We start from the raw sequence: 9518 nt of genomic DNA on the forward strand, positions 1-9518 counted from the left end.
CCTTGACATAGGGACCACTTTAAAATATCATCCTCTTCTTTTAATTATTAAATATACTTTATTTAAATAGTACCTGTTGAGTCTTTAGTAAGATTAAGAATTGTGGATATCTCTTCATCATTTAGATAACGCCATTTACCTGTAGGTAGATTATCTAAGGAAACATTCATAATCCTAATACGCTTAAGGCTAGTTACTTTGAATCCTAAATATTCACACATCCTTCTAATTTGTCTATTTAGACCTTGTGTTAATATTATATTAAAGGTACACTTGCCAACTTTTCTTATTTTACATTTCTTTGTTATTGTACCTAGTATAGGAATTCCATTTTCCATTGCATTAATAAATTCTTTTGTAATAGGCTTATCAACGGAAACTACATATTCTTTTTCATGATTATTTCCTGCTCGTAATATTTTATTTACCATGTCACCGTCATTAGTTAAAAATATTAATCCTTCAGAAGGTTTATCAAGACGTCCTATGGGGAATATTCTTTCATGATAATTAACAAAATCAATTATATTACCCTTAACATGATTTTCAGTTGTACAAGTAATTCCCACAGGCTTATTAAGAGCTATATAGACCTTATTAGATTTAGGTTTAATGGTTTTACCATCAACTACTACAGTATCAGTAGGGCTAACCTTTGTTCCAACAGTAGCTAAAACACCATTTATATATACACTACCAGCTTCGATAAATTTATCAGCCTCTCTTCTAGAACAAATTCCACTTTCACTTATATATTTATTAAGCCTAAGTAAGTTTTTGTTATCCATATAGTTATATCACCACCTAGTATAAGACTTCATGAATATTATGAGCTATTATATAATTATTTACATTCATTTTGAATTTATTGTATAATTATAGCATAATATCAATGTTATTAGTATTATACAATATAACATATATGATATAAATAGAATTTTAGATAATATGAGGGGGAAATATGAATAAGAGATTGATAAAGAAAACTTCTATTATATTACTAGCAATTGTAATGTGTTTAACGACAATCATATTAACTAATAGTGGAGCGGATGCTATTAGTGTACAGAAAATTGCTCATCAAGTTAATGTTCCAGTAAATAAGACTTGGATAGTTAAGTTAAATAAAAATTTAAATAGTGGATTAATAAATAAACTTTCCAATTATGTTGTAGTCACATCACCAAATGGGGAGATAACTAGTGTAGGATTAAGTTATGATTCTTCAAATAAGTCTATAGTTATAAGTCCACCTAGTGGAGGGTATAAGAAAAGTTGTATATATAGCATAATTGTTAAAGATGGCCTATATGATAATGAAGGAAAAAGTTTAGAGGCAGCCACTGTAAAAGAATTTTCTACAATAAATTCAACTGAAAGCATAAATAATTCATTATGGACAATTAAGGATTCTATACAAACCAGCTTTACTTTAAGTCAAGCTGTAGACAAGCAGTTAGTTAATTCTCCTATGTTTATAAGGTCTTTTGGATATAATACTAGTGCAGAAAAAACAGATGTTTTACAATACATGGATCCTGATAGGTTTAGAAATGATCCTTATGGCATATATCAATTTATGAAACTAAACTATGTAGAAGGAATAACTTCAGATAACCTTAACGCTTCTTTATCTGGAGCTGGGGCATTGAGTGGAAAAGGACAAGCTTTTTTAGATGCATGTAAATTATATAATGTAAATCCAGCTTATTTAGTATCTCATGCTATATTAGAAACTGGTCATGGAACATCAAAATTATCAAAGGGAATTGAGTACAATAACAAAACTGTCTATAACTTTTTCGGTATTGGAGCAAAAGATGGTAATGATTCAGATACTTTAGGTGCAAAGACTGCTTATGAGAATGGGTGGTTTTCACCAGAAGAGGCAATAAAGGGTGGAGCTAAGTGGATATCTAATGGATATATAAACACTTCAGCAAAGCAGAATACTTTATACAAAATGAGATGGAATATGGATCAGAATGGAACTCCTTATCATCAATATGCTACAGATGTACCTTGGGCATACAAACAAATTAAGTATATTAAACAGGTGCTAGATAAGTGTCCGTCAGCACAGCTAGAATTTGAAATGCCTGTGTATAGAAAATAAAATATAAATATAATATAAAAACCTAACATATTCAAATGTTAGGTTTTTATAGATAGGAATATTCTTAATGCTAAACTAATCAGCATTAAGAATATTATTATTTCTATTAACTATAACGTCATAATTAAATTTAGCAGCATAGGCTTTAAATGCATCGAAGTTAAGAGGCTCTCTCTTACTATCCTTAGTTATGTAGATATATATAGTACCGTGTGAATATTCATCACATTGAGGAATTAGTTCTTCCTTTAATGCAGAATCAAATAAAAGATTTAAGCCTGAATTTAATTCATTACCTTTTAATGAAGTTAAGTTTTCTAATCCTAGAGTGGATCCACTAGGATCTGTAATTTTAATTATCCTATTTCGGTTTACACTTATTTTAATATTGGAATCTATAGAAAGAATTATATTAGCTCTAGGAGAAAAGAAAATAAAATACATAAAGCTTAATGCTAATATAGAAATAGATATTAGTATTATAAATAGTTTTATAATGTTTGACCTATCTACATATACAGTGCCTTCATAAATACTACCTTTAACAGGGGTTTTATTATTTCTCTCCAAAGTAACAAATTCTTTATTACTTGTTACTACATAAACCTTGTCATCGTCAAAGTTAATCACTTTACCAGATTTTCCCATATAAATACCTTCCATTAATTTATTAAATATAACTATAATATAAACTTATTTTACAATATAATTTCAAAATATTAAAGTAAAGTATTATTAGTTTATGGAAATAAAATATAGTATTAAGTGATATTTGCAAAATGTATGTTTGAATATTCAGTATAATGAGAGTATAATTTATGCTAATAGACAAAATAATGGGGGTTTATGTTTAAGTATAAACTTTGGGGAGGCAAATATGAATAAAAAAAGGATGCTATTTTTAACTATAATAATGGTGTTTTTAATAATACTAATCGGTAATTATTGTAATAACTACAATTTACTGAAACAACCACCATCAGAAAAATGGAGTAAGGAAGTACAAATAGGGAGTGGAACAGGTAAAAATTCACCTATAATTATAAAGGAAGAAAACAGAGTACTTGTAGCCTATGATGACAGTAAAAAGATTAAAATATGTGAAACAGATTTAATAGGGAAAGAGATAAAAACTACCGAATATGATGTAGAAGAGGAACTACTTAAGAACCTGATATTTACTAAAAATAATAGCGGATATGTTCTTGTGTATAACTCCTCCAAATCAGGAGTTGCTTATTCTGAAAGTATAATATTGGATAAGGAATTAAATATAATAAAACGTGAAATTGAAGAAGGAGTCTTATCAGTTGAGCAAATTGATAATGAAAACATAGTTTTATCTTATAAAGATAAGATTCATGTGATAAACACAGTATCTAATGAAAAAATAGAAGTGCCAGTGGAAGATGTGACAATGCTTACTGCTAACAAAAATAAAGATGGTCTTTTGATATGTTATTTAGAGGGTGATGAGTTATTTAAAGGATTTACAGTAAAGGCAGGAAAAGCATCAGAGCCTTTTTTAATTAAAAAGATAATTAAACCAGATAAAATTAGTTATAGTGCAATGTCAGTATCCTTAGATGAAGAAACAGGGTATATACTTATTGAACAGAATATTAGAAATGAATATTCTTCTACTGAAGTGATAAAGTTTCCTATAGCTGGTGGAGAAGGAGAAATTAGTACGCTTGAAGTAGATAATTCAAAGTACATTGTAAATACTAAAGGGACATATTCAGAAAATGGAGCAAAATTCTATGCGACTATGGGTGTAGCTTTTGGTAAAAAAGAAGTTCAAAAGGCTGTAGTTTCCTTTGAACTTAAAGATGGTCAAGTATCTAATGTAGAAAAATTAAAAAGGTTAAGAGAATTGTGTATTCATCCATATAGTGACGAGGACTATGTAACCTTCCTAAGTTTTGAAAAGGAAGGAGCATACAATATTAATATAACATCTAGTAATGATGAATTTAGGAATGCAAATAATGGACCACGTGGAGATGAAAAGATAAGAGCTCTAGGATATGTAGCAGAAGGTTTTATGTTTAGTGTAGCCTATATAATAATAGGTTTTAGGTGGATTATTCCTGTATTAGTTATAGCAGGAATAGTAACTTTTATGGATTACAAGTTTGATGAGAAAAAGAAGAGGTATATGTATATTATATTGGCTACTATTGCTGTAATCATGAAAGCATATACTATAAATAAAACATTTTATATTCAATATTCATATATGCTGCCTACAATTCTAGCTCCAACATTTGTAGGGATAATTATAAATTTATTAATTGGACTAGTAGTATATGGATATGGATATATGGTTTATATAGATGATTTTGAAGGAATATTCCTAGAAAAGTTTGGTATATTTATGTTAATTGATGCTTTACTTACATTAATGATATATGTACCATTAATAGTATAAAAAATTCAAACCGTCATATCTATTTTAAATTATTATAGATATGACGGTTTATTTAATAAAAATTACTTTTATATTAATTTATTATATGGTTTTTAATTTTGAGAATGCCTTCAGCATACCCTGAAGATATATACACCAAAGATATTAAGATGTTTTTTTATAGTAAAGGAGATAGCAATCTAGATATAGCTTCTTTAAATTTAATTATTTTAGGTCTTTTAGTGTAGTGCTCTGCTGTAAGAAGAGTACTTTTTAATATATCAGCCTCAAAGGATTTATCAACCTCCGCAGTTGTTTTTTTGTCATATATTATAGCATTAACTTCAAAGTTTAAATTAAAGCTGCGCATATCCATATTGGCAGTTCCTATAGTACACATCTTTCCATCTATAGATACCATCTTACTATGAATAAAACCATTATCATAGGTATAGCATTTTACGCCACATTCTACAAGCTCCCAAATATATGATTTAGATGCCCAATAAATGAATGGATGATCTGGTTTACAAGGTATTATAATTTTAATATCAACTCCAGATAAGCATGCTATTTTAAGAGCAGTTAAGATACTATCATCTGGTATAAAGTATGGAGTTTCAATATAAATTGAGTTTTCAGCTTTATTTATTAACTTAAGATAGGTATTTCTGATTGTACACCACTCAGAGTCAGGACCACTAGAGATTATTTGCACAGCGGTATTATATCTATATTGCTTTCTTGGAAAATATTTTTCTTCCATAAAAAAGTCTTTTTCACTTGCAAAACGCCAATCCATTAAAAACCTTACTTCTAGATAGTTTACAGAGTCGCCTTGAAGATGAAGGTGAGTATCTCTCCAAAAGCCAAATTTTTTGTCTAATCCTAAATATTCATCACCTATATTTAAGCCACCAACAAATCCATGTTCACCATCTATAACACATATTTTTCTATGATTTCTATAGTTTATTCTCACATTTATATAAGGTACAAAGGGTGGGAAGAAACAATTTACTTCTCCGCCAGCATTTATTAATGGGTCAAAGAAATGTTTCTTATTACGAATACAGCCCATACCATCGTAGAGAAGCTTAACCTCAATACCTTCCTTTGCTTTTTCTACTAATAGATTTAATATTTGAGTTCCTAAATTATCATCTTGAAAGATATAGTATTGAATATGAATGAATTTTTTTGCGTTTTTTATGCAATCTATTAGTAGAGGAAATTTTTCATCTCCATTATTAAGAAGGTCTACTTTATTATTATTAGTAACAATAAAATTATCACTATGAAGATTTAGATTTATTACATCATGGTATTCTTTTAATAAAGAATTATTGTTTACTATAGTTTGATCGTTGAGAAGTCGTTTTTGTTCATCAGAAAATTGCATAAGTATAGATTCCTCTTCTTTCTTTAGAACAAAGAATTTCTTACGACGAAGGTTTTGGCCAAAAAATAGATACATTATAAAACCGATAAAAGGAATAAATAACATTATCATAAGCCAAGTCCATGTGTTATTAGCATTTCTTTTCTCGAAAATAATTACAATTACGGCAAAAGCTATATTTACTACAAATATAAAGTTTACAACATTTAAGAAAATAGTATAATTATTCATAAAAACTCCTTATTATAATATGATAATTAGATTTTAGCATATCATATAAAAAATACATATAAAAATTATAAAAACTATATAATTATTATCATATCAAAAGTATAATTAAAATTAGTGTTTGCAGCATATACAAATCTATGCTATAAAACTAGTGTAACATAAATAAAATAGTATAACATGAAATAAATGGGGGAGCAACATGAAAGATTTTTTAAACAAAAGTGAACTGAAAAACTACCTAATGATAATGGTTGGTATAACAATACTAGCAATAGGAATAAATGTTTATTATTCACCACAACATTTAGTTACAGGAGGAATATCAGGTCTAGCTATCATACTAGATTATGTGTTTAAGATACCTTTATGGTTAACTAATATAATTGTAAATATACCATTATTTATAGTTGGTATAAAAATAAAAGGGATGGATTTTGCAAAAAAGTCAATATTTGGAGCTGGCTATGTATCAGTAGCTCTTTGGTATACTAGTTTTATTCCCAAAGTCCAAGCCGACTTATTAATAGCAAGTGTATTTGGAGGTCTTTTTGTAGGCGCTGGGGTTGGATTAGTATTGAGATCTTCTGGATCAACAGGGGGAACAGATTTACTTGCGATAATTATAAAACATTATTTAAAGAAGATACCTATAAATCAAATCATGATGTGTATAGATGGAATGATAATATTAGTAGGGCTATTTGTTTTCGGAGTAGAAAAGGCAATGTATGCTTTAATATCTATTTTCATAGTTTCTAAGGTGGTAAATACTTTAGTAGAAGGTGTAAATTACTCTAAGCAAATTCATATAATCTCAGAAAAATCAGGTGAAATAGCTCAAGAGTTAATGAAACACTTAAATAGGGGAATAACTAGTATAAATGGTAAGGGAGTATATACTGGAAAAAATAAAGATATATTATATATTGTATGTTCTACAGAAGAATTAATTGACCTTCAGAGAATTGTAAGAGAAGTAGATAAAGATGCTTTTATAATAATAAATGATGTAAGAGAAGTTGTGGGTAGAGGATTCACAGAGCCTCAGTATGATGGAGGTAAAGAAGAAAAATAATACATAGAAGGATTTAGAAATTAATTATAGAACTTAGTAAAAGTATAGAATTTATAATGAGATATATTAAACATTGAAAGAATAGGTGATTAATATGAATATAAGAGTTGAAAATTTAAAAAATGTTCAATCACATAATAATTCCAAGGGTATATTTCTATTTGAAAGTTACATGGAGATGCAAAAAGGATTTCCGTGTGATAAATTAAATAGTATACTTAGCTGCTTAAGTGAAAGTAAAGAGTTTACTGGCAAAAAAGGTGACATATATACACTAACGAATGTGGAAGATGGATCTATACAAAAAACTATACTTGTAGGTCTTGGAGAAAAGGCAAAGTGTAATGTAGATAATGTTAGAAATAATACTTCTAAGTTGATTAAAGAAGCAATAAAACAAAAAATAAAGACCCTAGATATACATATAAAATCTATGGATTGTTGCTGCAACTGTGAGAAGTCTAAAGCTATTGCTGAAGCTATAATAATGACTACTTATAACTTTGATAAATATAAAAGTGATAAAAAAGAAATATTATTAGAAGAAGTAAGAATCATATTCCATGAAGAGCAAGATTTAATTAAACTAAATGAGGCTATAGAGGAAGGAAAATTACTTGCAGAAGGAAATTTAATATCAAGGGAACTTGTAAATGAGCCTGCTAATATTTTAACTCCATATGCTTTATCAAAGAGAGTTCAACAATTAGGTCTTGAGTATGGATTCCAAGTTGAAGTATATAATAAGAGAGAGATCGAGAACCTTGGTATGGAGTCATTCTTAACCGTTGGAAAAGGCTCTTCAAATGAGCCTAAATTAATTATTATGAGATATATGGGAGACACAGATAATAAAGATAATATATTAGGCATTGTAGGTAAAGGATTAACCTTCGATGCAGGTGGATATTGCTTGAAAACTGCAGGTAGTATGTGGACTATGAAGAGTGATATGGGTGGAGCAGGTGCTGTTATAGGTGCCATGTCTACCATAACAAGGAAGAAATTAAAGAAAAATATTGTAGCTGTAGTAGCTGCTTGTGAGAACTTAATTTCTGGAGATGCATATAGACCTGGAGATATACTTAACACTATGAATGGTAAAACCATAGAAATCATCAATACAGATGCTGAAGGTAGATTAACTCTAGTAGATGCAGTTACTTATATAATAAGAAGAGAAAATGCAACTAAGGTAATTGATATAGCTACTCTTACTGGAGCTGTAGGTGGAGCTATAGGAAGTGCAGCTACAGGAGTTGTAACTAATGATGACGAATTCTACTCACTTTTAGAAGAGGCATCTTTAGATTGTGATGAAAGGGTTTGGAGATTCCCAACCTTTGATGAATATAAAGAAAAAATAAAAACTGGTAATGCTGATTTAGTTAACTCAACTGGTCCTGTAGGAGCAGGTGCAATTACAGCAGGGTTATTTATTGGTGAATTTGTAGAAGATAAACCATGGTTACATCTTGATATTGCAGCTACAGCATTCGCATCACAAACACCAAATAGAGAATATTTCTCAAAGGGTGCAACAGGAGTAGGTTCAAGATTATTGTACGAAGTTGCTAAAAGATATTAATAATAGTTAATACAAATTTATAATTTAATGCATGTATAAAAAGAAGCGTTTTAGAACTAACTTAAAGTTAATTCTGAAGCGCTCCTTTTTTATTAAGAACTATAAATTTTAATATATAAACGTAGGCTATAAAATACCTTCATTTTTAAGAACAGATTCGATTTCTTGAACTTTTTTAGCAAGAGAAATAAAGTTCTCTTTTATCATGTCTTCAGATACAGAATTAAACTTAATATTTTCTTCTAATTTTTCGATAGTAGAAAGTGCTTCATCGATTTCTTTTTGTGCTTGCATTAAATTAGTTTCATTCATAAAAAATCTCCTTTATTTGTTTAATTTAATTTATACATTAAATGTTATCATTGAGGAGATTTAAATTCAACTGTAAACTTATTGAAATGAATCGGAAGAGTTAGCATAAGTTTTATCAATTTTACTACTATGAAGAGCATATACTTCTCCACTAAATAAATCAACAACTTCCACAAGTCCAGAATTATCATGAACTTTTCTAATGAATATCTCTCTATTATTGTAAAATCCTGTAGTCCCAGGATTTTCATTTTTCATTTCCATTAACTCATTTAAATCCATAATGTACCTCCTAATACTATTTATAATAGTTTTCCCTAAGATAAAAGATTTTATTCTAGGGAAATAAATATTTAGCTTTTTTATAAGGCATCTGAAAAT

General features: G+C 28.6%; 9 protein-coding genes. 4 read left to right on the plus strand and 5 right to left on the minus strand.

Going from position 1 to position 9518, the window contains the following annotated elements; translation table 11 throughout:
* Positions 1 to 62: 62 nt before the first annotated feature.
* Positions 63 to 788, minus strand: a complete 726-nt coding sequence (rluF, locus tag B3W71_RS13195) for a 23S rRNA pseudouridine(2604) synthase RluF (protein ID WP_346889397.1) — start codon at positions 786 to 788, stop codon at positions 63 to 65.
* A gap of 173 nt (positions 789 to 961) precedes the next feature.
* Here rluF and B3W71_RS13200 point away from each other — a divergent pair, with 173 nt between their 5' ends.
* Positions 962 to 2116 carry an N-acetylglucosaminidase gene (locus B3W71_RS13200; RefSeq protein WP_346889398.1) on the plus strand — a complete coding sequence of 385 codons (1155 nt, stop codon included), beginning with the start codon at positions 962 to 964 and terminating at the stop codon, positions 2114 to 2116.
* 75 nt (positions 2117 to 2191) lie between these two features.
* On the opposite strand, the gene B3W71_RS13205 is transcribed toward B3W71_RS13200, so the two are convergent.
* Positions 2192 to 2764: a hypothetical protein gene (locus B3W71_RS13205; RefSeq protein ID WP_346889399.1), complete on the minus strand. Its 573-nt coding sequence runs from the start codon at positions 2762 to 2764 to the stop codon at positions 2192 to 2194.
* A 229-nt stretch (positions 2765 to 2993) separates the two neighbouring features.
* On the opposite strand from B3W71_RS13205, the gene B3W71_RS13210 reads away from it, so the two are divergent.
* Positions 2994 to 4550, plus strand: a complete 1557-nt coding sequence (locus B3W71_RS13210; protein ID WP_346889400.1) for a hypothetical protein — start codon at positions 2994 to 2996, stop codon at positions 4548 to 4550.
* A gap of 157 nt (positions 4551 to 4707) precedes the next feature.
* Here B3W71_RS13210 and cls read toward each other — a convergent pair whose 3' ends face one another.
* Positions 4708 to 6162, minus strand: a complete 1455-nt coding sequence (cls, locus tag B3W71_RS13215) for a cardiolipin synthase (RefSeq protein ID WP_346889401.1) — start codon at positions 6160 to 6162, stop codon at positions 4708 to 4710.
* A gap of 199 nt (positions 6163 to 6361) precedes the next feature.
* Here cls and B3W71_RS13220 point away from each other — a divergent pair, with 199 nt between their 5' ends.
* Positions 6362 to 7237, plus strand: a complete 876-nt coding sequence (locus tag B3W71_RS13220; RefSeq protein WP_346889402.1) for a YitT family protein — start codon at positions 6362 to 6364, stop codon at positions 7235 to 7237.
* A 94-nt stretch (positions 7238 to 7331) separates the two neighbouring features.
* Positions 7332 to 8825, plus strand: coding sequence for a leucyl aminopeptidase (locus tag B3W71_RS13225; protein ID WP_346889403.1), 1494 nt, complete (start codon positions 7332 to 7334; stop codon positions 8823 to 8825).
* A 126-nt stretch (positions 8826 to 8951) separates the two neighbouring features.
* Here the strand turns inward: B3W71_RS13225 and B3W71_RS13230 are convergent, their stop codons facing one another.
* Both B3W71_RS13230 and B3W71_RS13235 read right to left on the minus strand, forming a co-directional pair.
* The gene (locus B3W71_RS13230) at positions 8952 to 9137 is read right to left on the minus strand and encodes a hypothetical protein (RefSeq protein ID WP_346889404.1); all 186 of its coding nucleotides are present in this window, start codon (positions 9135 to 9137) and stop codon (positions 8952 to 8954) included.
* A gap of 78 nt (positions 9138 to 9215) precedes the next feature.
* Positions 9216 to 9419, minus strand: coding sequence for a hypothetical protein (locus tag B3W71_RS13235; protein WP_346889405.1), 204 nt, complete (start codon positions 9417 to 9419; stop codon positions 9216 to 9218).
* Between the last annotated feature and the right edge of the window lie 99 nt (positions 9420 to 9518).

This window comes from Clostridium sp. UBA1056 (assembly GCA_002316385.1).
Taxonomy (GTDB): domain Bacteria; phylum Bacillota; class Clostridia; order Clostridiales; family Clostridiaceae; genus Clostridium_J.

Bases quoted from the DNA above. Each gene is read 5' to 3' on its own strand.
- rluF (WP_346889397.1), bottom strand. From the start codon at position 788: ATGGATAACAAAAACTTACTTAGGCTTAATAAATATATAAGTGAAAGT.
- B3W71_RS13200 (WP_346889398.1), top strand. From the start codon at position 962: ATGAATAAGAGATTGATAAAGAAAACTTCTATTATATTACTAGCAATT.
- B3W71_RS13205 (WP_346889399.1), bottom strand. From the start codon at position 2,764: ATGGGAAAATCTGGTAAAGTGATTAACTTTGACGATGACAAGGTTTAT.
- B3W71_RS13210 (WP_346889400.1), top strand. From the start codon at position 2,994: ATGAATAAAAAAAGGATGCTATTTTTAACTATAATAATGGTGTTTTTA.
- cls (WP_346889401.1), bottom strand. From the start codon at position 6,162: ATGAATAATTATACTATTTTCTTAAATGTTGTAAACTTTATATTTGTA.
- B3W71_RS13220 (WP_346889402.1), top strand. From the start codon at position 6,362: ATGAAAGATTTTTTAAACAAAAGTGAACTGAAAAACTACCTAATGATA.
- B3W71_RS13225 (WP_346889403.1), top strand. From the start codon at position 7,332: ATGAATATAAGAGTTGAAAATTTAAAAAATGTTCAATCACATAATAAT.
- B3W71_RS13230 (WP_346889404.1), bottom strand. From the start codon at position 9,137: ATGAATGAAACTAATTTAATGCAAGCACAAAAAGAAATCGATGAAGCA.
- B3W71_RS13235 (WP_346889405.1), bottom strand. From the start codon at position 9,419: ATGGATTTAAATGAGTTAATGGAAATGAAAAATGAAAATCCTGGGACT.